20 protein-coding genes are annotated in these 22,969 nt (G+C 42.9%); 18 read left to right on the top strand and 2 right to left on the bottom strand.

Annotated elements, in window-relative coordinates; all coding sequences use genetic code 11:
* Positions 1-75: 75 nt before the first annotated feature.
* On the bottom strand, positions 76-339 hold the full coding sequence (gene rpsT / locus C8D97_RS09625) for a 30S ribosomal protein S20 (protein WP_109763564.1): 264 nt from the start codon (positions 337-339) through the stop codon (positions 76-78).
* 191 nt (positions 340-530) lie between these two features.
* On the opposite strand from rpsT, the gene C8D97_RS09630 reads away from it, so the two are divergent.
* From C8D97_RS09630 to secF, 18 genes are all read left to right on the top strand, one after another.
* Complete coding sequence (locus tag C8D97_RS09630; RefSeq protein WP_170115205.1) at positions 531-1,694, top strand: OmpA family protein; 1,164 nt, start codon at positions 531-533, stop codon at positions 1,692-1,694.
* Between the two features lie 312 nt (positions 1,695-2,006).
* Positions 2,007-3,575 carry a murein biosynthesis integral membrane protein MurJ gene (gene murJ / locus C8D97_RS09635; RefSeq protein ID WP_109763566.1) on the top strand — a complete coding sequence of 523 codons (1,569 nt, stop codon included), beginning with the start codon at positions 2,007-2,009 and terminating at the stop codon, positions 3,573-3,575.
* Positions 3,576-3,611: 36 nt separating this feature from the next.
* Positions 3,612-4,535, top strand: coding sequence for a bifunctional riboflavin kinase/FAD synthetase (ribF, locus tag C8D97_RS09640; RefSeq protein ID WP_109763567.1), 924 nt, complete (start codon positions 3,612-3,614; stop codon positions 4,533-4,535).
* 35 nt (positions 4,536-4,570) lie between these two features.
* On the top strand, positions 4,571-7,372 hold the full coding sequence (gene ileS, locus C8D97_RS09645) for an isoleucine--tRNA ligase (protein ID WP_109763568.1): 2,802 nt from the start codon (positions 4,571-4,573) through the stop codon (positions 7,370-7,372).
* 2 nt (positions 7,373-7,374) lie between these two features.
* The gene (gene lspA, locus C8D97_RS09650; RefSeq protein ID WP_109763569.1) at positions 7,375-7,959 is read left to right on the top strand and encodes a signal peptidase II; all 585 of its coding nucleotides are present in this window, start codon (positions 7,375-7,377) and stop codon (positions 7,957-7,959) included.
* Positions 7,956-8,420, top strand: a complete 465-nt coding sequence (gene fkpB, locus C8D97_RS09655; protein WP_109763570.1) for an FKBP-type peptidyl-prolyl cis-trans isomerase — start codon at positions 7,956-7,958, stop codon at positions 8,418-8,420. The genes lspA and fkpB overlap by 4 nt, the downstream gene beginning before the upstream one ends.
* Positions 8,421-8,429: 9 nt before the next feature.
* On the top strand, positions 8,430-9,359 hold the full coding sequence (ispH, locus tag C8D97_RS09660; protein WP_109763571.1) for a 4-hydroxy-3-methylbut-2-enyl diphosphate reductase: 930 nt from the start codon (positions 8,430-8,432) through the stop codon (positions 9,357-9,359).
* A gap of 155 nt (positions 9,360-9,514) precedes the next feature.
* On the top strand, positions 9,515-10,000 hold the full coding sequence (locus tag C8D97_RS09665) for a GspH/FimT family pseudopilin (protein WP_170115206.1): 486 nt from the start codon (positions 9,515-9,517) through the stop codon (positions 9,998-10,000).
* On the top strand, positions 10,000-10,539 hold the full coding sequence (gene pilV, locus C8D97_RS09670; protein ID WP_109763572.1) for a type IV pilus modification protein PilV: 540 nt from the start codon (positions 10,000-10,002) through the stop codon (positions 10,537-10,539). The genes C8D97_RS09665 and pilV overlap by 1 nt, the downstream gene beginning before the upstream one ends.
* Entirely contained in the window at positions 10,536-11,261 is a 726-nt protein-coding gene (locus C8D97_RS09675; RefSeq protein WP_109763630.1) for a PilW family protein, read from the top strand. Before pilV ends, C8D97_RS09675 begins: the two co-directional genes overlap by 4 nt.
* Before the next feature lie 14 nt (positions 11,262-11,275).
* Entirely contained in the window at positions 11,276-11,794 is a 519-nt protein-coding gene (locus C8D97_RS09680; RefSeq protein WP_109763573.1) for a pilus assembly PilX family protein, read from the top strand.
* A 38-nt stretch (positions 11,795-11,832) separates the two neighbouring features.
* The gene (locus tag C8D97_RS09685) at positions 11,833-15,936 is read left to right on the top strand and encodes a PilC/PilY family type IV pilus protein (protein WP_109763574.1); all 4,104 of its coding nucleotides are present in this window, start codon (positions 11,833-11,835) and stop codon (positions 15,934-15,936) included.
* Positions 15,937-15,954: 18 nt separating this feature from the next.
* Positions 15,955-16,380, top strand: a complete 426-nt coding sequence (locus tag C8D97_RS09690; RefSeq protein WP_245411423.1) for a type IV pilin protein — start codon at positions 15,955-15,957, stop codon at positions 16,378-16,380.
* 121 nt (positions 16,381-16,501) lie between these two features.
* The gene (gene queA / locus C8D97_RS09695) at positions 16,502-17,566 is read left to right on the top strand and encodes a tRNA preQ1(34) S-adenosylmethionine ribosyltransferase-isomerase QueA (protein ID WP_109763576.1); all 1,065 of its coding nucleotides are present in this window, start codon (positions 16,502-16,504) and stop codon (positions 17,564-17,566) included.
* Positions 17,567-17,592: 26 nt separating this feature from the next.
* Positions 17,593-18,699, top strand: coding sequence for a tRNA guanosine(34) transglycosylase Tgt (gene tgt, locus C8D97_RS09700; protein ID WP_425348732.1), 1,107 nt, complete (start codon positions 17,593-17,595; stop codon positions 18,697-18,699).
* A gap of 48 nt (positions 18,700-18,747) precedes the next feature.
* Positions 18,748-19,056: a preprotein translocase subunit YajC gene (yajC, locus tag C8D97_RS09705; RefSeq protein ID WP_109763578.1), complete on the top strand. Its 309-nt coding sequence runs from the start codon at positions 18,748-18,750 to the stop codon at positions 19,054-19,056.
* Positions 19,057-19,101: 45 nt separating this feature from the next.
* Positions 19,102-21,039, top strand: a complete 1,938-nt coding sequence (secD, locus tag C8D97_RS09710) for a protein translocase subunit SecD (protein ID WP_109763579.1) — start codon at positions 19,102-19,104, stop codon at positions 21,037-21,039.
* Positions 21,040-21,054: 15 nt separating this feature from the next.
* Complete coding sequence (gene secF, locus C8D97_RS09715) at positions 21,055-21,981, top strand: protein translocase subunit SecF (RefSeq protein WP_109763580.1); 927 nt, start codon at positions 21,055-21,057, stop codon at positions 21,979-21,981.
* Positions 21,982-22,059: 78 nt separating this feature from the next.
* On the opposite strand, the gene ppsR is transcribed toward secF, so the two are convergent.
* Positions 22,060-22,878: a posphoenolpyruvate synthetase regulatory kinase/phosphorylase PpsR gene (gene ppsR, locus C8D97_RS09720; RefSeq protein ID WP_109763581.1), complete on the bottom strand. Its 819-nt coding sequence runs from the start codon at positions 22,876-22,878 to the stop codon at positions 22,060-22,062.
* Positions 22,879-22,969: the final 91 nt, after the last annotated feature.

Raw genomic sequence — 22,969 nt, forward strand, 5'->3', positions numbered from 1 at the left:
TACATTTTTTGCAGACATAAAAAAACCGGCTGATGCCGGTTTTTTTGGATTCGTTTTCGCTAAAGCGAGATCGAATTAAGCCATTGCTTTAACTTTGGCAGTCAAGCGGCTTTTATGGCGCGAAGCTTTGTTCTTGTGAATAAGACCTTTGTTTGCCATGCGGTCTAAAACACCAGAAACATTCGCTAGCGCAGCCTGAGCTGCTTCTTTATCACCGCCACTAATGGCAGCAATTGCATTTTTCAATTGAGTGCGCATCATTGAACGACGGCTGGCATTGTGCTGTCGACGAACTTCTGCCTGGCGTGCTCTTTTTTTGGCGGATTTGATATTAGCCAAGGTTATACTCCTGCAAAAATGGTTTGCGATCCAGAAATTTAAGGCCGCGAATCATGCCTCTTTTGATAATTATTGTCAAGAGCAAGCATCAAAAAATTACTGTTTTTATCCGTGGTGACAATATAGGCACTGGTGGTATGATGAGTCGCATAAACAGTCTGCGAATAACAAACAAAATCAGGAGCTTAATCATGAGTAATAAATTAGTCGGTGCATTATCGCTGGCGGCGTGTCTGGGCGTATCCGCCGATATTGAGCGCAGCGCATATTTTACTGTACTGGGTGGTGTTCAGGATTTTCATTCCAGCAATGAGAATAACGGTACAATCATGAGCAATTCACTGGATGAAAGTGATGCCATTGCCGCCGAATTTGGTGTGATGTTAACGGATCATGCGGCTTTTCAGCTAAGTTATACCAAGTTAAATCCGGATGATGCCATTGGTTTTGGCAACGAAGATTTGGTGATGAAGACTCTGGATTATATGTACTACTTTAAAACCGAATCCAATGGCGGCCCTTACTTACGTTTAGGTATCGGTAAGTATGAGTTTGAAGATATGACAGCCGGTGGCGGATGGGATGAGTCTGATGTCGGGCGCATGGGGCTGGGTTTTGAAAGCGAGCTTTCCAGTGCGTTCAGTTTCCGTGGTGAAATTGGCATCATTCGTGATGACACGACCAAACGTTACGACACTCAACTGTTATTAGGTTTTACTGCTAATTTTGGTGGCGGATCCGATCCTCAGCCAGAGCCAGTACAAGAAGTGGTTGCGCCTGTCGTGCAAAAAAATACCCGTCAAGATTCTGATAACGATGGTGTGTTTGATGAACTGGACCAATGCCCTCGAACCGCCGCGGGTGTGGTGGTTGATCCCAGAGGCTGCGAACTGGACAGTGACGGCGATGGTATTGTGAACTCGAAAGATGCCTGTGCTGCTACGCCAACCGGTGCAAAAGTTGATGCCACGGGATGTCGACTGGTGCTTGAAGAAACCGTTCGTCGAACTCTCAATGTCAAATTTGAAACCAATAGCAGTAAATTACAGTCGGAGTTTAAGTCCGATATTGCTTCTCTGGCAAAGTTTATGACCGAGTATCCGGATACCACGGTTGTTGTCGAAGGCCATACAGACAGCACTGGTAAAGACAGTTACAACCAATGGTTGTCAGAAAAACGTGCTAGAAGTGTTGCTAACGAGCTGGTGAATACCTATGGCATTGCTGGTAACCGGGTTGATTCAAAAGGTTTAGGTGAGTCAAAACCTATCGCTGATAACAATGTTGCTGCGGGTCGTGCGAAAAACAGACGTGTAGAAGCGGTTATTGAAGCAACAGTGAGAAAAGCGCAATAATTATCGACATTCTGCAATGTAAGCGGTGTTCATTAAAAGCAGCGGATGATTGAAGCAACCCTTGCTTTTGTCATCGCGGCTATTTGTCACTGCGATATATATTGCCATTAAAATCAAAAGGCCTCTGATCACTCAGGGGCTTTTTGTTGTAAAACTGGGCTGTAAAACAAAATTATATTGATCAAAATTCGATATTTAGAATTTCATTTAGTTAAAAAGCTAATTAAAAACATCGATCATTTATCACAGGTCAATCCATTATGAGACAACGCTATTGAGTTTAACGATAAATAATCATGGCTGGACTGAAAAATGAGCCTACTTAAGTCGGGCGCTGTTGTCAGTGTAATGACTCTTTTGTCGCGCGTATTGGGCCTGGTCAGAGATATTGTTATTGCTAATATTCTTGGCGCACAGGCAGCGACCGATGTGTTTCTTGTCGCGCAAAAAATACCTAATTTTTTGCGCCGGCTGTTTGCCGAGGGCGCTTTTTCACAGGCCTTTGTCCCAGTACTAAGCGAATATCAACAACAACGTGACAAACAGGCCGCGCTGCATCTGGTGAGCAAGGTGTCTGGCACACTGGGTGTGATTTTATTAGTTGTAACTCTGGTTGGTGTATTAGGTTCTTCGGGGCTTGGTGCCATGTTTGGCGCAGGCTTTTTAAGAGAAGGGCAGTTGCATAAGTATTATCTGGTTTCCGATTTAATTAAAATTACCTTTCCGTACATCTTCTTTATCAGTTTAACCGCCTTTGCCGGCAGTATTCTTAACAGTCTTGGCCGCTTTGCTGTACCAGCATTTGCCCCTGTATTACTTAATGTTTGTATTATTTTTGCTGCTATCTGGATTTCACCGTTATTAAGTGAGCCAGTTGAAGCTCTGGCCTGGGCTATTTTTGTTGCTGGTGTGTTACAGCTGCTGATCCACTTACCTTTTTTGTGGCAGCAAGGGTATCTTGTGCGTCCCAGCTGGGGTTGGCGAGACAGCGGTGTTCGCCGGATATTAAAACTGATGGCACCCGCCATGTTTGGGGTGTCGGTGTCTCAAATTAATTTGCTGCTGGACACCATCATTGCTTCATTTCTGGTGACTGGCAGTATTACCTGGTTGTATCTGTCTGATCGCATGCTGGAGTTTCCGCTGGGCATTTTTGGTATCGCCATCGCAACGGTTATTTTACCCAGCTTATCGCGCGAACATGCTTCCAATAGCCGGGCGGGAATGAGCAAGTTACTTAACTGGGCGCTGCATTCTGTTTTTCTTATTGGTCTGCCAGCGGCTGTTGGGCTGTTTGTGCTGGCCGAGCCAGTTATGTTGGCGGTTTTTCAGCACGGCGAATACACCCTTGAACATGCCTATCAATCATCCTTGAGTTTGCAGGCCTACGTTCTGGGTTTATTAGGCTTTATGTTTATTAAGGTGTTGGCCACCGGATACTTCTCTCAACAAAACACAAAAACACCGGTAAAAGTTGGCATTATTGCCATGGTGGTTAATATGGCGTTTAACTTATTGTTATTTCAACCATACGGTCATGTTGGTCTGGCGATAGCAACCGCCATTTCAGCCACTATTAATGCCAGTTTGTTGTGGATTGGCTTAATTAAAAATAAATCTCTGGTGATGGATAAACAATGGTTATGGTGGGTTACACGGGCTCTTTTGAGTGTTATCGCCATGACAGCCGTTATTCTGTTATTACAATCGGATATGGCAAGCTGGCGTGATGCCAGTGTTATTGACCGTGTGTTCGAGTTAGCATGGTTGATTGTCTGTGGTGGCCTGACCTATGTGGTTTGTATGTTTGTGCTGGGGTTTCGTATTCGAGAACTGAAATCCTACGCCAGCTCTGTCACCACACAGGGCAATGCGTTATAATCCGGCGCTTTTAACCTATCGAGTAGTCTTTGCTGTATGCAATTGATCCGGGGACTTCAAAGTTTAACTGAGCAGGCACATGGGTGCGTGGCAACCATTGGTAAGTTTGATGGGATCCACTGTGGTCACCAGCAAATTCTTGATGCTGTAATTGCCAAAGCAACAGCCATGAATGTCCCATCTGTGGTGATTTTGTTCGAACCCGATCCGCAGGAGTATTTTTTAGGCGATAAGGCACCGGCTCGATTAACCCGGTTTCGTGAAAAGTGGTCGGAACTGGAGCAGTTGGGTATTGATAAAGTACTTTGCTTGCGCTTTAACCTTAAGCTTGCCCAGATGCCGGCAGAAGATTTTATTAACGATATTCTGATTCGGCGACTTAAAGTGCGTCATCTTATTGTTGGCGACGATTTTCGATTTGGCGCATCGAGACAAGGTGACTTTACACTGTTGCAGCAAATGGGTGAGCAATATTTTAGCGTGCAAAGCACCGCATCCATTATGCAGGGAAGTGAGCGCATCAGCAGTACCTTGATTCGACAAAAGCTAGCGGACAATCAACTCGATGATGTTCGTTTATTATTAGGGCGCAATTTCACCATCAGTGGGCGTGTGACCCACGGTGACAAAGTAGGGCGAACCTTAGGTTTTCCCACTTTAAATATTCCATTGAAACGTAAAGTGTCGCCGGTAAAAGGTGTGTATCTGGTTCGGGTCAGTGGGGTATCGGATACGCCTCGTTATGGTGTTGCTAATGTCGGTGTCAGGCCTACATTGGATAAGCTGGTTTCACGGCTTGAAGTGCATGTATTGGACTTTGAGCAACAATGTTATGGCGCACATGTAACCGTAGCGTTTTTACATAAATTACGAGAAGAACAAAAATTTGCTTCGCTCGATGAATTAAAGCAGCAAATTACTCAAGATATACAACAAGCAAAACATTTGATTTCTAATTAACAGATTCGATAAGACGTCACACTTGGAAAAAACTTATGGCTGATTATAAGCACACTTTGAACTTACCGAAAACAGACTTTCCGATGAAGGCCAGTTTGGCGCAGCGTGAACCTGAAATGCTGAAGAAATGGCAGCAAAACGATATTTATAAAACCATTCGTGATGCCAGTGCAGGCCGCCCTAAGTTTGTCTTGCATGATGGCCCTCCCTACGCAAACGGAAACATTCATATTGGTCATGCGGTCAACAAAATATTAAAAGATGTGGTGGTTAAATCTCGCAGCTTAAGTGGTTTCGATGCACCTTATGTACCGGGTTGGGATTGTCATGGATTGCCAATCGAACATGTGGTTGAAAAAAAGATCGGTAAGGCTGGCGTTAAAGTGCCGTTTGATAAGTTTCGTGAAAAATGTCGCGACTATGCGGCAAAACAGGTGGAAGGGCAGAAGAAAGATTTTATTCGGTTGGGTGTGTTTGGTGAATGGGATAACCCCTATTTGTCCATGAACTACCAGTTTGAGGCAAACATAGTTCGCGCTCTGTCTAAGGTGATTAAAAATGGCCACCTGCACAAAGGAGTAAAACCGGTTTATTGGAGTGTGGTAGGTGGTTCTGCGTTGGCGGAAGCCGAGGTTGAATATCACGACAAAACCTCTCCTTCGATTGATGTTCGCTTTAAAATGTCTGATGAGTGTTTGCAGAAGTTTCAATACAGCAATGATGAAAACCTCAACGCATCCGCTGTTATTTGGACAACCACCCCATGGACTTTACCTTCTAATCAGGCCATCTCTATTCACCCGGAACTCGAATACGCTCTGGTTAAACTTGATTCGGGATCGGGTGATGAACTGCTGGTGCTGGCGAAAGATATGGTTGCCGCCATTATGGAACGCTATGAAATCTCTCAATACGAAGTTGTTGCGACGGCTATGGGTGAGTCTTTAGAGTTGTGTCAGGTTCAACATCCTTTTTACGATAAGCAGGTGCCGTTAATTTTAGGCGACCATGTGACCACGGAAGCCGGTACCGGACTTGTGCATACAGCACCCGATCATGGCGCTGACGATTTTAATGTAGGCAAACGTTACAATCTTGAACTGTTAAATTATGTTGGACCCGATGGCGTGTATTCTGGTTCGACACCATTGTTTGCTGGTGAGCATGTATATAAAGTTGAAGATAAAATTTGTGATGTTCTAGCTGAGAAGAATGCTCTGGTTAGAAAAACAAAACTGACACACAGCTATCCTCATTGCTGGCGAACCAAAACACCGCTTATTTTTCGTACCACACCGCAATGGTTTATCAGTATGGAAAAAAATGGCCTTCGCGATCAGGCGATGAAGGAAATTAAAAATGTTCAGTGGGTGCCCGATTGGGGACAGGCAAGAATTGAAGGCATGGTGGATGGCCGTCCTGACTGGTGTATTTCGCGACAGCGTACCTGGGGAGTGCCTTTATGTTTGCTGGTTGATAAAGAAACCGGTGAGCCGCATCCTGAATCCGTCGCTATTATGGAGCAGGCTGCAAAGCACATTGAAGAGAAAGGAATTCAGGCCTGGTTTGATCTGGATATTACGGATCTAATCGCTCATGATCACGACCGCTATATGAAGATCGACGATACTCTGGATGTCTGGTTTGATTCAGGTGTGACCCATGCCTGTGTACTTGCAGTTCGGGAAGAGCTTCAGGAGCCGGCTGATATTTATCTGGAAGGCAGCGATCAACACAGAGGCTGGTTCCAGTCTTCACTGTTAACCGGTGTAGCGATTAATAATCGTGCACCTTATAAAGCCGTTCTTACTCACGGGTTTACCGTGGATGAGAAAGGCGAAAAAATGTCGAAATCAAAGGGTAATGTTGTATCACCCCAAGAAGTGATTAATCAGCTGGGTGCTGATGTGTTACGACTCTGGGTTGCTTCCACCGATTATCGTGGTGAAATTGCCGTTTCAAATGAAATTTTAAAACGTACTGCAGACACTTATCGACGCATTCGTAACACCAATCGTTTCTTATTGGCGAATTTGCATGGATTTGATCCAGCCACTGACATGGTGGTAAAAGACGATATGTTGCCCCTTGATCGCTGGGCAGTCGACGCAGCATTGCAGGCGCAAACTTCGATTAAGGCGTCCTATGAGAGTTATACCTTCTGGCAAGTCGTTCAGCAAATCCATCACTTCTGCGCCATGGATATGGGCGGTTTTTATCTGGATATCATTAAAGATCGTCAGTACACCGCAAAACGTGGCGGGCTAGCCCATCGCTCCTGTCAGACGGCGTTGTATTTAATTTCTCAGGCAATGGTGCGCTGGATGGCGCCTATTATGGCGTTTACCAGTGAAGAAGCCTGGCAGCATTTACCCGGTGACAACAGCGATACTATTTTCACGGAAACCTGGTTTGATGGTTTGTTCGAGTACACGGACAATACAATGACCAAAGCCGATTGGGAAAATATTCGCACGGTGAAAGCGGCGGTCAATAAAGCCATAGAAGCCATGCGCAGTGATAAAGTGATCGGTGGTTCTCTGGAAGCCGAAGTGGTGGTGCATGCGCAATCCCCATATTTTGAAAGCTTACAAAAACTCAAAGATGAAATGCGTTTTGTGCTTATTACCTCGCGTGCCGAAGTGGTTAATGAGCAGGGTGGTGAAGCAACCGAGTATGAGGGCATAGGTTTATCTATAGTTAGTTCAAAGTATGCCAAGTGCGAACGCTGCTGGCACAGACGAGAAGACGTTGGCAGTAATAAAGCTCACGAGTCCCTTTGTACCCGGTGCGTTGATAATGTTGACGGCGAGGGTGAGCAGAGAGAGTTTGCCTAATCATGAGTCAGTTATCCTTGAATAAGTTGTTTAATAGTGGGCTGCGCTGGATTTGGCTAACAGTATTGGTTTTGATTATTGATCAATGGACCAAGCTTTGGGCCAACGAGGCCTTGGCTGGTGGTCAGATAATTGAGGTGATGCCTCACTTTGATTTCCGCTTGGCTTATAATTATGGAGCGGCATTCAGTTTTCTGGCGGATGCCGGTGGTTGGCAAACCTGGGCGCTATCCATTTTTGCCATTGTTATCAGTATCGTATTACTGGTCTGGTTAAGCCGGTTAAAACACACCGAACGCTGGCTTAGTATTGCATTGGCGTTGGTGTTGAGTGGCGCCATTGGCAATGTTTATGATCGTCTCAGTTACGGTTATGTGATTGATTTTATTGACTGGTATGTGTCCAAGTCTGGCTACCATTGGCCGGCGTTTAATATTGCCGATGCCGCAATTTCCATTGGGGCTGTTATGTTGATTATCGAAAGCCTGTTTTTTAATCATGATGACAAAGATAGTGAAATGGTTAAAAGAACTGGCTCTGATAAAAAGCCCAGTCCTAACAAAAAGAGTGAAAGCAAGTCCAAATGACAGAAGTGATTGATCAAATTGTTGAACAAGACAGTTTAGTTTATACCCATATGACGCTTAAGCTTGGCGATGGCAGTGTTGCCGATTCCAGCCGGGCAAACGGTAAGCCATCGGTGATTGAAATGGGTGGCGATGCGATCAGTCCGGCAATGGAAAGTGAGCTGCTAGGCTTGAGGGCAGGAGAGTCAAAGTCTTTCACGTTATCCGCCGAAGATGCTTTTGGCGAGTCGGATCCAAATTTAATTCAATTTATGGATTTGCATCAGTTTCCATCGGATATCGAGCTTAAAGAAGGTTCGGTGGTTGCATTTGAGCAGCCTAACGGCAGTTCCGTTCCCGGTATAATCAGTGAGATACAGGGGCATTCGGTAAAAGTTGACTTTAATCATCCTCTGGCCGGTCAACGGATAACATTCGACGTTGAAATTTTGTCGGTGAACACACCGCCTACCACCCATTAAGGTGACACTATGGAAATTTTGTTAGCCAATCCTCGCGGCTTTTGCGCCGGTGTCGATCGTGCCATTGAAATTGTTAACCGTGCGTTGGAAGTGTTTGGCGCTCCCATCTATGTGCGTCATGAAGTGGTCCACAATAAGTTTGTAGTCGATGGGTTGCGCGATAAAGGCGCTGTGTTTGTTGAGCATATTTCAGAAATTCCTTCAGACAGCATCTGTATTTTTAGTGCGCATGGGGTATCACAACGGGTCAAGCAAGCGGCAAAAGAGCGTAACCTCAAAGTATTCGATGCCACCTGCCCATTAGTTACCAAGGTCCATATGGAAGTCGCACGCGCCAGTAAAAAAGCGCAGGAATGCATTCTTATTGGTCACAAAGGTCATCCGGAAGTTGAAGGAACCATGGGGCAATACGACAACAGTGAGTCAGGAATTTATCTGGTTGAAACGGTTGAAGATGTAAAGCAGTTGGCAGTTAAAGATGAGAACAACTTGCATTTTGTCACTCAGACCACGTTATCCGTGGATGACACCAAGCAGATTATCGATGCGTTACAAACACGATTCCCCAATATCCAGGGACCCAGGAAAGACGACATTTGCTACGCTACACAAAATCGTCAGGATGCCGTACGGGAGCTTGCATCTCGAGCTGATCTTTTGCTTGTAGTAGGCTCTCAAAACAGTTCAAATTCAAACCGCCTGCGTGAACTTGCCGAAAAAGAAGGGATCACCGCTTACCTGATTGATAATGCTGAGGAAATTCAAGGTGAGTGGCTAAAAGATGTTTCTAAAGTAGGGGTTACTGCCGGTGCATCTGCGCCCGAAATTCTCGTCAAACAAGTAATAGAGCAACTAAAGTCTATGGGTGGAATTGAAGCCGAAGAAATCGAAGGCAAGCCTGAAGATATCGTATTTGTATTACCTACGGAACTTCGCTAACAAGCGATATTTCACCTTAAATGTGATTGAGTTCGCATTTGAAATCAGTCACTTAACCGCTTATCGGCAAGCCAAATGCGCTTGTCGCCCCTCAGTTGTATGTTCAAAGTAACGCGTTAATATTAGATTAAGGTTTTTTAATTAGATGAATGTTAATGCGAAATCAAGGTTTTACCCTCATTGAGCTTTTGGTGACTGTGTCAATGGTAGCTATATTAGCTGCATTTGCAATTCCAGCATATCAAAGCACTATTCAAAGAAATCAGCTTACATCTTGTTCTAACAAAGTGGCTTCTGCGGTTCAGTTTGCCAAGTCAGAAGCTATTTCATCGAAACAGACGATTGTTGTACAGATTTTAAGTGGGGACAATCTTCAATATAGAGTCGGCACTGATGCTGATGAAAATGATGCAGTAGAAAATGACGATCTACTACAAGCACTCGAGTGCAGTGGTGAAGGTATATCACTCAATGTTACTGATAGTGTTACTCATATTGCTTTTGGTCCAACAGGATTTCGCAGTGATGGCCAGGGAATTATAAATTTTTTGACCTGTAATGAAGTTGGAGCGGGAAAGGTTTTTACCGTTTCAAACGGTGGTAGTGTCAGCAATCACGATGCTGCCTCAGGGAGTTGCTAATGAAATTTGTTAAGACAGATGGTGTTTCCCTAATAGAAGTTCTTGTAACAACGCTGATTCTAGGAATTGGCCTTTTAGGTGTCGCTGCCATGCAAGTAACCAGCGTTAACAGTTCTCAGGAAGGCTATTACCGAAGTCAGGCAACTGAGATAGCTGAGTCAGTCGCGTCGAGAATGCGAACAACAAGAATGTCCATTTATGACGGAATAACAACATTTGCAGATGTGATTGAGGATTATGCTGGTGAACCCTATGACTGCTCTGCTGTGAAGTCTTGTATTGGAAGCGACTGTAACGATGAGGAGCTAGTTAACTTTGATAAATGGCAGTTATGCCAGGTGGCAAGCCGTGATTTGCCTGGCGGTGAAATTTACGTGAGAAACGTTAGTGGACTGCGCAGTAGAGTTGCTGTTTCATGGGATGTAGCACAAGCGCGGCAAGATACTGGGCAGAGAACTATCTTGAATAACCAATGTTCGAGTGTAGGTGTACCTGATAATCAGGGGAAAGATTGTGTTGTATTGGAGATTATCCCATGAGAGTAGCCTTCAATAAAAACAGTGGTTTTAGCTTAGTCGAGTTGATGATTGCTGGGATCCTTGGGCTTATTTTGCTTGCTGGTGTGATTTCCTTAATGTTAGGGACAAAACAAAGTTACAGGACTCAAGACCAGCTAGGTGGTTTGCAGACTGATGGCCGGTTCGCTTTGCTTTTTATTGAGCGATTTGTAGAGAATGCGGGCTGGTTTGAGGATGTTGCTCCAAGCATTGATTCAGCAGTATCGTTTAGTGATATAGCAGATGGTGGCGCTACTGGTAATGATACTTTGGCCGTTCAAACAGAAGTGCCTGCAGGTACAGGTATAGATTGTAACGGAAGCAGTGTTACAGGAACGGTCGTTAAAAATATATTTTCTCTTTCTGGAGATAGTTTAATGTGCCTTGGTAATGGTGGCGCTGTCGCACAACCTATTGTTGAAAATGTACAGTCATTCCAGGTGCTGTACGGTCTCGATTCTGACACTGATGGTGTTGTTAATCAGTATGTTAATGCAGCAGGTTTATCGGATGCAAAAGAAGTAATTTCTGTACAAGTGGGGCTTCTTCTTAGATCAACCGATAATGTTAGAAACCAAGCAGAAGAAGAAACATTTGATGTATTGGATATGTCACTAGACACAAACGATTTACGATTAAGACGGGTTTTTCAGAAAACTATTATGATTCCAAATCAAGCATTTTTAGCTTTAAGAAGTGAGTAAAGAGGAATTTATTGATGTTCAATTCTAAACAGAACGGCGCTGCATTGTTTGTAGCATTAATTTTGTTGGCTGTTCTAATGGTGTTAGGGATTACAGCCGTAAGAAACAGTGTCTTGCAAGAACGAATGGCCACTAACATGCATCAGGGAAATATGACATTTAGTGTTGCTGAGTCTGGCGTAAATGCTTTTACTGAAATGGCGAATGATGGTGATGATGAACTAGATACTCACATCTTGCATAGGGTTCGAGTGGCTGGAGGCCCGGTTGAGTTTTGTGTCAATGAGCAGGGTAAAGAAGGAACTTGTGGAACTGATAAGTTTGATGGTTCAGAAATTGAAGCAAAGCTTACTATTGAGGCACGAGGTTGCAAGCCAACTCTATGTACCGGATTTAGTACTGGAGAAGGAAAAGGTGGCTTGAACTGTCAGCTTTATGAGGTTGACTCAACCAGCTCTGGTTATGAGTTGACAGATTCTGTTGAATTATGGGCTTTTCAGTTAACTGCTTTTTGCAGTGGACAAGATTCTTAAGTTTAAGATTACGCAATGCATATTGCGGGAGGTAAGTAATGGGTAAATTGACAAAGTATTTAAAAGTGGCAGTTTTTTTTAGCATTTACACTGCATTTTGCGTGTCGTCGGCCTATGCAGACGATACAGAAATTTTTTACAGTGAAAGTAACCGGAATCCACAAATACCTAATATTTTATTCATTGTTGACACCTCTGGAAGTATGAGTTCAGATGCGACTTCAGACGAAGACGGTCCTGACAGGCTTGAAGTCGTTCAGAACACCTTGCTTCAATTGATTGAGACTTTGCCAGAATCAAATGTAGGGCTGTCACGATTTACGGTGCCCGGTGGCCCTATTTTATACCCTGTTACCAATATTAACAGACCGATTGACCCAAGTGTTGTTGCGCCAATCGATAGGGGGATTAATGATGTTGAAGAATACACCGATGGTAGTGAGACTTTAGTTGGTGGTACGTCCATGGATTTGAATACTCATAATACAATTGGATTACGGTTTGAAGATCTTTTAATTCCTCAAGGTGCACTGATAGTTTCCGCCTCTATTTCATTTACAAGCAAACAAGCTTCCAGTGGCGATGCTGCTTATAGAATTTTTGCCGAGAATGTTGATGATGCAGCTCAGTTTACAACAAATCCAACCTCTGTCAGTTCAAGAACATCAACTACGGCTTCTGTTGACTGGCAGCCTACTGACTGGGAAGAAGATGTTTCTTATTCTACACCTGAATTGAAAACAATGGTTCAGGAAGTTGTGGATCGAACTGGCTGGTGTGGCAGAAATGCCATGAGTTTTAAGGTTCAGCATCTGTCCGGTGATGAAAGACACGCCTATACTTACGAAACGCCGGGCGGAACAGCACCTGTTCTAAGGGTAAAGTATTCTTCTGTATTACCGACCGGTGCAACGGGCTGTATAAAAGGAAGTATCAATTCTCAGGTTTCGGCTTCAAAAGATGACTTTGAGTTTACTCCTACTCATACCAGAGATGGCAGTTACCTTAATATGAAAAACAATAATGATGTAGGTTTAAGGTTTAAAAATATTCTTGTTCCTCAAGGAGCAACCATCCGAAGAGCGTTTATTACGTTTTATGCCTGTGACACTCATACATCCAGTTCTTCTAACACTATTTATGCATTGGATATGGATACTGCTACGTCAAGAAACAAAGATTTTCCTGATGCGGCCAAAGCACCCGGGGTATCCTGGGCTCCTGGTGGATGGCAAAGTGGTCGTAACTACAATACAGTTGATCTAAGTACTAGTGTCCAGCACGTTATAAATCGAACCGGTTGGCTGCCTGGTAATGACTTAGGCTTCTATATTGAATCGACTGGTAACGAACGTTGTGGTACCACCCGTGACAATAATGTCAATAGAGCGCCAAAGTTATACATTGAATACGAAGGCCGCTATCAGCCTAATACAATTACTGCACGTGAAGATCTTAAAAATGCGGTTAGAGGGTTAACCCACCAAAACTGGACACCTATTGCTGATGTTATGGCTGAAGCTGGATTATACTTTAAAGGTGAAGAAGTCCGGTATGGTTTGAATAGAGGGAGTTTTGATAATCATAGAGCTAATGCTCGAGTTAGTCATCCAAACTCATATTTCGGTACTTTAAACAGGCCGTCGGGCTGTACCGATACTAACCCTTCATCTGCAGATTGTAAGTCTGAGTATATAACTCAGGGTGCTATGTACGATTCTCCCATTAAGGAAGCCTGTGCAACCAACCATATTGTATTTTTATCCGATGGTGAACCTACCTGGATGGATAGTGACACACCAGCGCTTTACAATCGCTGGGAAGGAGAATCTTGTGACGATGGTTTCAGTGATACTACTAATGGTAGAGGCGGAAATTGTGCTATTCAAATTGCTGGTCACCTCGCTTCAACTGATTTAAATGACGTCCTCAGCAAAAAGCAAACTGTTCGTACTCATACTATTGGTTTTGGTATCGACTCCGAAGTTCTTAAAAGAATGGCTCTTGCGGGTAACAACAAATCTAATGCGCTTACTATGAGCCTAAAAGAAGATGGTAAAGATATAGAGATTGATGGTTATTATTCCGCAAATGATCAAGCGGATCTATTGGAAGCTTTTAAAGCAATTGTTGGTGATATTCGTAAAGTTAACTCTACTTTTATTGCACCCGGCCTGTCTGTAAATCAGTACAATCGCTTAACCCATAATGATCAACTTTATTTTTCATTATTTAGACCAACCGATAAACCAGTTTGGGAAGGCAACGTTAAGCGATATCAATTAGATGGCGGGAAAGTGGTCAGTAGAACGCTTGATGCAAATGGTGAACCAAAGCTAGCAGTGGATGACACTACTGGTCAATTTGAAGATTATGCTAAAAGTTGGTGGAGTTCTAAACAAGATGGAAATGTTGTGCCGGAAGGTGGTGTTGCAGAACAACAAGAAGTTGGAAGAACATTATACTCAAACTTAAATAATTCATCTGAATTAACCTCTGCCGCTAATACAATAACTACTGACAATGCAAATATAACACTAGGTATGCTTAATGCAGTAGATGACGAAGATAAGGAAGCGGTTATAAAGTGGGGACTTGGTTATGATCTAGCAGATAGCTCAGACTCAACGCCACATAGAGTTATTGGTGACCCGCTTCATTCAAGACCTACTTTGGTTGCCTATAATACACCCAATAATACAACAACAGATCCAGATGACTTCATTGAGAGATCGGTCTTTTATGTTGGCACTAACAATGGCTATTTACATGCCTTTGAAGCAGAAACCGGTAAAGAGGTTTGGTCATTTATTCCCTCTGAATTGCTGCACTTATTAAAACATGCAAAAGAAAATGACAGTACCACTAGCCATAAATATGGCATGGATGGCGAAATTGCTGTTTATGTGGACGATGCAAATGGCAATTCAGCCGCGGATGAAGGAGAGTCTGTATATTTGTATGCTGGTATGCGACGTGGTGGAAACTCCTACTATGCTTTTGATATTACAGATCCTGATGCGCCTTCTTTAATGTTTCATTTAAATAGAGAAAATGCAGGATCCAAGTTTACCCGGTTAGGGGAAACTTGGTCACGACCTGTCATTACCCGAATGAATATTGGAACAAATGAGTCAGAAAAGAATCGTCTAGTGATGATTTTTGGTGGTGGTTATGATGATGCTCATGATAGCACCGAACAAGCTTCTGTAGATGCCACTTTAGGTGACAGAGTCTATATTGCTGATGCATTAACAGGTGAGCATATCTGGGATTCCGGCTCAGTATCTGCTGTTAATTCAATGGATGCAGTACCATCGAATATTAAAGCAGTAGATTTTGATAATGATGGCTTAATTGACAATATTTATGTATCAGATTTAAAAGCTCAGGTTTTCAGATTTGATGTTGATAATTCTACTGGCAACATCACTGGTGGTCGAATTGCAAATCTTCAAGGGGCTGGTGGCTTGGTCAATAACCGACGCTTTTACGTTTCTCCGGACGTGGCTATTTTACGAGATCCTATAACCGGTAAAACATTTGTGAACGTCACCATTGGCTCCGGTTATCGTGCAAACCCACTTAATAAAACAGTTAACGAGATGATATTTTCATTGAGGGATTATGGCGCATTCAGTGGCACATTCACTAAAGATATTAACATCTCTGACTTGGTTCAGCTAAATGGTAACTTCGGTGATGCTGAAAGTGGTGAAAGTAAGGTTCTCGAGGCTATAAATGATGACGTTAATCAAAAGTATGGCTGGTACTATGATTTTTCAACTATCGGCGAAAAGGTTATGGGGGAAGCGGTTACATTTAACAATAAGATTTTATTTACAACTTATTTACCTCCTTCATTAACATCGGCATGTGAAGCTGCTGCTGGAAGCTCAAGATTTTATGCCATTTCTGCACTTGATGGACAACCTTATATCGACACTGATAATAACAATATCATTGACGAAAATGATTTGTTTTTAAATTTGCCTGGCGATGGTATTTCACCCGAACCGCAAATTCTATTGCCTACTAATTCAAAGCCAATAGTCATAGTTGGACGAAATGTATTGGACGGAGTTTTAAAAGAGCCTCCATTACGGCTGACTCCGGTTAAGTGGCGTCATATTCAGGATTAAATTAAGAGAATGTTTTATATGAAAAAGTCAGGTTTTACTCTTGTTGAGTTGATGATAGTTGTCGCCATTATTGGTTTGGTAGCTGCAATTGCTTATCCTAGTTACGAGGCTTATATCGTTCGCTCAAAAAGAGCGGACGGTATGGCTGCAATGTTAAACGCAGTAAGTGCAATGGAAAGGCATCGAGCGGTTAATATGCGCTATACCGGAGCGGCTGCAGATACTACATTTGAAAAAGACATTCCTGTTGGTGAAGCGAATCCTTATTATGAGCTGTCATTGGGTACAGTGACGGCATCGACTTACATTATTAGGGCAACGCCTCAAAACTCCATGACCGGTAAAGATGGTGCATTGTCTATCAATCAAGCCGGGGTTAAAACTTGGACCGATAAAAATGGCAACACAAGCAACTGCTGGCCAGAAAGTGGTAATAGCTGTTAACTTTTTACTTTAACAATCATTCCAAGGCCGCTATTGCGGCCTTTTTCTTGTTTATTAGACTCTCGTTATTGACCACTATTTCAGGTAGAATTGCGCCTCATTTAAACACTGTCAAAGTGCCATGCGACTATCTGACTTTAAATTTGAATTGCCTGATGAGCTAATTGCGCGTTATCCCGCTGAGCAGCGTGATGCCAGCCGTCTGCTGCATTTAAATGCGGCTGCGGAAATATGTGATCGTCAGTTTTCGGATATCGTGGATTTAGTTGGTTCTGATGATTGTTTAATTTTTAATAATACAAAAGTGATACCGGCTCGTTTATTAGGCTCTCGTGAGTCCGGCGGCAAAGTAGAAATATTGATTGAGCGAGTGCTTGATGAGTGCGAGTTTATTGCAATGGTCAAAGCCAGCAATTCGCCTAAGCCAGGCTCTTTGATAAATGTTGCTGATTATCAATTTGAAGTAACCGGGCGAGAAGGTCAGTTTTTTAAGCTGAGCACTTTAGATCGTTCAGTGCCGGTGATGACTGTATTAGAGCAGCATGGTCACATGCCGCTTCCACCCTACATTGATCGGGGTGATACAGCATTTGATGCAGAGCGATATCAGACGGTCTACGCCAAAGAATCAGGCGCAGTGGCTGCGCCAACCGCCGGATTACATTTTACCGGGCAGGTATTTGAGCAGCTCAAACGTAAAGGTGTGGCCTGGGACTTTGTGACGTTACACGTGGGATCAGGCACATTTGCTCCGGTTAGAGTTGATAAAATCGATGAGCATCAGATGCATTCGGAACGATTTTCGGTGCCAGAATCGGTAGTCGAGTTGGTGAAAGCTACCCGCCAGCGAGGCGGCCGAGTGATAGCTGTAGGGACTACCAGTGTTCGATGTCTTGAAAGTGCTTCGCTGAATGGTGAGTTACAGGCAACATCGGGTGATACCGATATATTTATTTATCCCGGTTATCGGTTTAAAACAATTGATGCATTAATAACCAACTTTCACTTGCCAGAGTCGACCTTGATTATGTTGGTTAGCGCTTTATGCGGTAAAGATAATATCTTGAAAGCCTACCAACACGCGGTGGATAATCGCTATCGTTTTTTCAGCTATGGCGACGCAATGTTTTTAGAACCCCAGTTTTTAGACTCGCAACCGGAGTCAACTGCCGATGATTCACTTTAAGAGGTCAAACAGTGGAATTTAAATTGATGGCAACCGATGGTGTTGCTCGCCGTGGTGAATTGAGTTTTTCGCGTGGCAAGGTGCAAACACCTGCTTTTATGCCAGTTGGTACTTACGGTACGGTAAAAGCCATGTCACCCGATGACGTTAAAGCCATTGGTGCGGAAATCGTTTTGGGAAATACATTCCATTTAATGCTGCGTCCGGGTACTGAAATTATAAAACAACACGGTGACTTGCATGATTTTATGCATTGGCAAGGGCCCATATTAACGGATTCCGGTGGTTTTCAGGTGTTTAGTCTGGGCGAATTGCGCAAAATAACCGAGAAAGGGGTTGAATTTCGTTCACCGATTAATGGCTCAAAAGTATTTTTAGGACCTGAAGAATCGATGCAGGTTCAGCGTGATCTGGGCTCTGATATTGTTATGATTTTTGATGAGTGCACGCCTTATCCGGCCACCTGGGAAGAGGCCAAAAGCTCCATGGAGATGTCCCTGCGTTGGGCCGAGCGCTCTAAAACAGCCCATGGCGATAATCCTAATGCGTTATTTGGCATTGTTCAGGGCGGCATGTATGAAGATTTACGGCAAGTATCCGCAGAAGGTTTAAAGCAAATTGGGTTCGATGGTTACGCGCTAGGCGGTTTGTCTGTGGGCGAAACCAAAGAAGAGATGAAACAGGTACTGAATTACACGGTGCCATTATTGCCTGAACAAAAGCCCCGTTATTTAATGGGGGTTGGCAAACCAGAGGATATTGTCGAAGCGGTTCGTCGTGGTATTGATATGTTTGACTGTGTTATGCCCACACGAAATGCTCGAAATGGTCACTTATTTACTGCCGATGGCGTTGTAAGATTGCGTAACAGTCCCCATAAAAGGGATACCGGCCCAATCGAAGAGGCTTGCGATTGTTACACCTGCAAAAATTACAGCCGGTCGTACCTGCATCATCTCGATAAGTGTGGTGAAATTTTAGGCGCCCGGTTAACCACTATCCATAACTTACGTTATTATCAGCGGTTAATGGCAAGTTTGCGAGACGCCATTGAAACAGGTACATTGGCCGACTTTGTGGCCGACTTTTATCAACGCAGAGGGCTAGATGTCCCTGCGCTGAATGAAAGTTAACCAGTATTAATATTTTATTTTTTAACATTTAAATTTTAGGGGATTACTATGTTATTAGCAGCGCAACCAGGTGGCAGCCCAGTCAGTTTCTGGATCATGATGGGTTTATTTGTTGTTATTTTTTACTTTTTGATTATTCGTCCTCAATCAAAACGTCAAAAAGAACATAAAAAAATGATTGAAGCCATCGATAAGGGTGATGAAGTATCGACGGCCGGTGGAGTGCTAGGCAAAGTAAACAAAGTAACTGACAACTACATCATCATTACCATCGCCGATGACGTTAATATAAGTGTGCAAAAACACGCAGTAAACGCGGTTTTACCGAAAGGCACTTTAAAGTCGATTAAAGAATAAACTCAAATTAAGAGTACTATCGATAAAAAATAATAAGGAATCAGTATGATTTTGGGTCAACCACGACAATTGCCTTTAAATACTTTCCCCGCGTGGAAGTATTTTATGGTTGTTATAGTTATTGCTTTAGGCGCGTTTTTGGCTTTGCCAAATTTATTTGGTGAAGATCACGCGGTACAAATTTCCGATAAAAATGGCAGTGAAATTCCTAAAGAGTTAATTGTAAATATCGAAAAAGCCATTAAAGATGAAGGCATCAAGATTAAAAGCCATGAGCTAGAAGGCAGTCGTGGTTTAATCCGATTAGTAAACTCTGACGATCAAAATGAAGCCAAACGTATTGCGTTTCAATATATTGAAGGGCACGACGAAGAGTCCATAAAAAATAATCTTATTGTTGCCGCAAATTTGGCCGCTGCAACACCCGATTGGATGGCTGATATTGGATTAAGTCCAATGAAACTGGGGCTTGATCTTCGGGGTGGGGTTCACTTTCTGTTAGAAGTGGATATGGATAACTTGTTTGAAAAAGAGCAGGAAAAAGCCGTCACCACGATTAAGTCGGAGTTGTACGACGAAAAAATCTATCACGAAGGTGTTTCCGCTACCGATCAAACAACCATTATTGCAAAGTTTAAAACGGAAGAACTGCAGCAAGAAGCCTTCTCTAAATTAAATAATCAATTGCAAGGGTTTACAATCAATGATCGTGAAGTAAATGGTGAGTTCCAGTTGGTGTTTCATATAACCGATGCCAAAGTTAGAGAAATCAAAGATTTTGCCATTAAACAAAACATCACCACTTTAAATAATCGTATTAACGCCATTGGTGTTGCTGAACCATTAGTACAGCGACAGGGCAGTGACCGAATTGTGGTTCAATTACCGGGTATTCAAGATACCGCCAGCGCGCGTAGCATTATCGGTGACACCCGAACACTAGAGTTTCGTATGGCGAATGATCGGCGAAGTGTGGCTGATGCAATAAATGGTCGAGTACCGTATGACTCCGAGTTACTGTATGAAACTGACGGGCGACCAGTACTGGTTTATAAAAAAGTGATGCTCGATGGTGAGCATGTTACCGGTGCGGGAACCAGTTTGGACGAGAGAGGATTGCCTCAAATCAATATAAGTTTGGATTCGGTTGGTGGTTCGATTATGACTAAAGAATCCAGTAAAAATATTGGTAAACGAATGGCAATTGTACTTACTGAAGTCGCTCCTATTTTCAAGAAAAATGAATACGGTGATTTTGTTAAAAATGAACAAGGTGAGTTAATTAAAATAGATGAAGAAATAAATAAAGAAGCGGTCAGTGTAGCAACCATACAATCGACACTGCCAGATCGCTTTAGAATTACCGGTTCATTTACGCAACAGTACGCTAGTGACCTTGCTCTAATTCTAAAGTCAGGTTCGTTAAAAGCCCCAATCTATATTGTTGAAGATGGCACCATTGGTGCAAGTCTTGGCCAAGAAAATGTTGAGAAAGGTTTATTCTCAATTGTCATTGGTTTTGTAATGGTGCTGGCGTTTATGTTGGTGCGTTATAAAGTATTTGGTGTGGTCGCTAATTTGGCACTGCTGTGTAATCTGGTACTTATTGTTGGTGTAATGAGTCTTATAGGCGCTGTCTTAACTCTGCCGGGCATGGCAGGTATTGTATTAACCGTTGGTATGGCGGTTGATGCGAATGTGCTTATATTTGAGCGTATTCGAGAAGAGTTAAAAGATGGCGTATCTCCAGCACAAGCGATCCATAACGGTTACGATGCAGCATTCTCAACCATTGCCGATGCAAATATTACAACGGCGATTGCCGCACTGATTTTATTTGCCATTGGTACGGGTCCTGTTGCCGGATTTGCAATAACTCTTTTATTCGGTATTTTAACTTCAATGTTCACAGCAATTGTCGGAAGTCGTGCACTTATCAACTTGATTTACGGTGGCAAAACCGTAAGAAAGTTAGCTGTGTAACGGAGGAGAAAAATTATGAACTTTAATATTCCTTTTTTAAAATTTAAAAATATCGCCGTTATATTTTCAGCGTTATTATTGATCGGCTCTATCACATCGTTAGCCACCAAAGGATTAAACGTTGGGTTGGATTTTTCTGGCGGAACCATGATCCAGGTAAAGTACGATGAGCCTGTTGAAATTCAGGAAATTCATAAAGCCCTGGATGCAAAAAATATTCAAGGCGCTGTTGTTCAATACTTTGGCTCTTCTTCGGACGTTACCATTAAGCTGCCAAATAACATTGATATTGATAACGATAAACTCGACTTTGTTGTTTTATCGGCACTGGAAGCAGAACGGTCGGATGTTAAAAAAGTCCGACGTGCTTTTTTAAGCGCTGCCGTTGGTGACGAGCTTAAAGAAGACGGCAGTCTCGCTTTAATGACTGCTCTATTTTGTATCATGGTGTACGTTGCTATTCGATTTGAGTGGAAGTTTGCTCTCGGATCGGTTGCGGCATTAGCGCACGATGTAATTATTGTTGCTGGTTTCTTTTCTTTTACTCAGGTTGAGTTTGATTTGACCGTATTAGCAGCAATACTGGCTGTTATCGGTTACTCATTGAACGATACTATTGTTGTTTACGACAGAATTAGGGAAAACTTTCTGAAAATGCGTAACGGCAGTTCGCTTGAAATTATGAACCGTTCACTGAATCAGACATTAACTCGAACATTAATTACCTCGATAACAACTTTGTTGGTATTAACCGCGTTATTTGTATTTGGTGGAGAGCTGATCCACGGATTTGCTACCGCATTAATCGTTGGTGTACTTATTGGTACCTACTCATCGATTTATGTTGCCAGTGCAGCGGCGCTTGCTTTAGGCGTGAAGAAAGAAGACCTGATGCCACCGGAAATTGATAAAGAAGGCGCTGATCAAGATCCATTAATGTAAAGCATTTTAAGTAATGTGATTAAAAAGGCGGTTAATACCGCCTTTTTTTATCTTTTGATAAAGCAGCTTTCAATTCAATTAAAATGAAATACGTTTTAAACCTGACTTGATCATTATTTTTGTGGCAATTTCTTCTATTGATTTACTGGTTGTACTGATATAAGGAATTTTCTCTTTACGCATTAAGGCTTCAACTTCACGCACTTCAATCTGGCATTGTTTTAATGAGGCGTACTGGCTGTTTGCGCGGCGTTCGGTTCGTATTTCATGTAGCCTGTGCGGCTTTATGGTTAATCCAAACAGTTTGTGTTTGTATTTTTTCAGCATCGGCGGTAACTTTAAATCTTCCATGTCTTCTTCGGTAAACGGGTAATTGGCAACCTGAATACCAAACTGCATCGCCATGTAAAGTGACGTTGGCGTTTTGCCGCAGCGTGAGACGCCCACCAAAATTAATTCGGCTTTATCGTAATAGCGCGTGGTAGCACCATCATCGTTATTCAGTGCGAAGTTTACGGCATCAATACGTGAATCGTATTGACCCTTTTCATCGTAAGAGTGGGTTTTTCCCACACGAAAGCCCGACTTTAAACCTAATGCATCTTCCAGTGGACCGATAAAGGTATGGAAAAAATCGAAAACCAGACCTTTACTTTCCATAATGACCTTGCGAATTTCCGGCGTCACTATGGTGTCAAAGACTATGGGTTGCGCTTCACCTTGCTCTGCAGCGCGATCAATTTTTTGTTTTGCCTCAAGAGCTTTTTTCTCATTATCAATAAAAGGCAGCGAAATTTTTTCAAAATCTGCCTCTTCAAACTGACTGAGCAGCGATTGACCTAACATTTCGGCGGTTATGCCGGTGCGATCTGAAATAAAGAATACGGTACGTTTCATATTTTATGTCCATCAAGTACAATAATGCCTCACAAAGTATCGCCAGATTCGCAACATAAAACAACATCTGGCTCAGGAGAAATTCAGGAGA

This window comes from Pleionea mediterranea (assembly GCF_003148745.1).
GTDB lineage: Bacteria > Pseudomonadota > Gammaproteobacteria > Enterobacterales > Kangiellaceae > Pleionea > Pleionea mediterranea.

What these genes read in the sequence shown, in the direction of transcription:
- C8D97_RS09630 (WP_170115205.1), top strand. Translation starts at nt 531, where the DNA reads ATGAGTAATAAATTAGTCGGTGCATTATCGCTGGCGGCGTGTCTGGGC.
- murJ (WP_109763566.1), top strand. Translation starts at nt 2,007, where the DNA reads ATGAGCCTACTTAAGTCGGGCGCTGTTGTCAGTGTAATGACTCTTTTG.
- ribF (WP_109763567.1), top strand. Translation starts at nt 3,612, where the DNA reads ATGCAATTGATCCGGGGACTTCAAAGTTTAACTGAGCAGGCACATGGG.
- ileS (WP_109763568.1), top strand. Translation starts at nt 4,571, where the DNA reads ATGGCTGATTATAAGCACACTTTGAACTTACCGAAAACAGACTTTCCG.
- lspA (WP_109763569.1), top strand. Translation starts at nt 7,375, where the DNA reads ATGAGTCAGTTATCCTTGAATAAGTTGTTTAATAGTGGGCTGCGCTGG.
- fkpB (WP_109763570.1), top strand. Translation starts at nt 7,956, where the DNA reads ATGACAGAAGTGATTGATCAAATTGTTGAACAAGACAGTTTAGTTTAT.
- ispH (WP_109763571.1), top strand. Translation starts at nt 8,430, where the DNA reads ATGGAAATTTTGTTAGCCAATCCTCGCGGCTTTTGCGCCGGTGTCGAT.
- C8D97_RS09665 (WP_170115206.1), top strand. Translation starts at nt 9,515, where the DNA reads ATGCGAAATCAAGGTTTTACCCTCATTGAGCTTTTGGTGACTGTGTCA.
- pilV (WP_109763572.1), top strand. Translation starts at nt 10,000, where the DNA reads ATGAAATTTGTTAAGACAGATGGTGTTTCCCTAATAGAAGTTCTTGTA.
- C8D97_RS09675 (WP_109763630.1), top strand. Translation starts at nt 10,536, where the DNA reads ATGAGAGTAGCCTTCAATAAAAACAGTGGTTTTAGCTTAGTCGAGTTG.
- C8D97_RS09680 (WP_109763573.1), top strand. Translation starts at nt 11,276, where the DNA reads ATGTTCAATTCTAAACAGAACGGCGCTGCATTGTTTGTAGCATTAATT.
- C8D97_RS09685 (WP_109763574.1), top strand. Translation starts at nt 11,833, where the DNA reads ATGGGTAAATTGACAAAGTATTTAAAAGTGGCAGTTTTTTTTAGCATT.
- C8D97_RS09690 (WP_245411423.1), top strand. Translation starts at nt 15,955, where the DNA reads ATGAAAAAGTCAGGTTTTACTCTTGTTGAGTTGATGATAGTTGTCGCC.
- queA (WP_109763576.1), top strand. Translation starts at nt 16,502, where the DNA reads ATGCGACTATCTGACTTTAAATTTGAATTGCCTGATGAGCTAATTGCG.
- tgt (WP_425348732.1), top strand. Translation starts at nt 17,593, where the DNA reads ATGGCAACCGATGGTGTTGCTCGCCGTGGTGAATTGAGTTTTTCGCGT.
- yajC (WP_109763578.1), top strand. Translation starts at nt 18,748, where the DNA reads ATGTTATTAGCAGCGCAACCAGGTGGCAGCCCAGTCAGTTTCTGGATC.
- secD (WP_109763579.1), top strand. Translation starts at nt 19,102, where the DNA reads ATGATTTTGGGTCAACCACGACAATTGCCTTTAAATACTTTCCCCGCG.
- secF (WP_109763580.1), top strand. Translation starts at nt 21,055, where the DNA reads ATGAACTTTAATATTCCTTTTTTAAAATTTAAAAATATCGCCGTTATA.
- ppsR (WP_109763581.1), bottom strand. Translation starts at nt 22,878, where the DNA reads ATGAAACGTACCGTATTCTTTATTTCAGATCGCACCGGCATAACCGCC.